This window comes from Oleiphilus sp. HI0080 (assembly GCF_001635135.1).
In genome coordinates this window covers 1-967 of the sequence record NZ_LWFU01000985.1, presented here as the reverse complement: position 1 = coordinate 967, position 967 = coordinate 1, and the positions used below count along the sequence as shown (strand labels likewise).

1 protein-coding gene is annotated in these 967 nt (G+C 50.2%); it reads right to left on the bottom strand.

What is annotated here, in order from left to right:
• Positions 1-967: GspE/PulE family protein (locus tag A3751_RS18825; RefSeq protein WP_197466507.1), on the bottom strand; the 967-nt coding region annotated here is incomplete at both ends.

Sequence of the window (967 nt, the reverse complement as noted above, 5' to 3'; positions counted from 1 at the left end):
CTATATCCGGTGTTTCTGCACTCCAAACATCCAACAGGTTTACAAGCGCTTTTCGGCTGACTGGTCTTCCATGGCGCGGTCAGTTCTGCCCACGCTGTTGCGTCAAGTTTGGTCTTGGTCTTGCAGTTAGGGCACAACGTACGCACAAGCCTTTGCGCCATCACCCCGAGTAAGGTCGCGCGAATTAAATAAGGTGGAATGCCGAGTTCAAGCAGACGGCTGACGGAGCTCGGCGCGTCGTTAGTGTGCAAGGTGGAGAGCACCAAATGGCCGGTTAATGCAGCCTGCACAGCCATCTCGGCAGTTTCGAGATCTCGAATCTCGCCAACCATGATGATGTCCGGATCTTGTCGCATAAGTGCTTTTAAACCGTCAGCAAAGCCCAGATCAATGTTGTTTTGAACCTGCATTTGATTAAACGCAGGCTCGATCATTTCAATTGGGTCTTCGACAGTACTGACGTTCACTTCTTGCGTTGCAAGCTCACGTAGCGTGGAGTAAAGCGTAGTGGTTTTACCGGAGCCTGTCGGGCCTGTTACCAGCACAATGCCGTAAGGTTGTTTGGTCATTGCTCGCCAACGATTTAGATCTTCATTAGCAAAACCAAGATCGGCAAAGGTGCTTTGCAGTACCTGCGGGTCGAAAATACGCATGACCAGCTTTTCGCCGAAAGCGGTAGGTAGGGTGGATAAGCGTAACTCTATCTCTTTGCTGTCAGCGTTTTTGGTCTTAATGCGACCGTCTTGTGGCTTGCGTTTTTCGGCTACGTTTAAGCGGCCTAAAATCTTCAGCCGACTCGTGACCGCTATCCCGACTTTTGCAGGAAACTCGTAAACAGGATGCAACACGCCGTCAATTCGAAATCGCATATTCACGATTTCTCGACGTGGCTCAAGATGTATATCGCTTGCACGTTGGTCATACGCGTATTGCAGCAACCAGTCCACAATGTTCACGATGTGTTGGT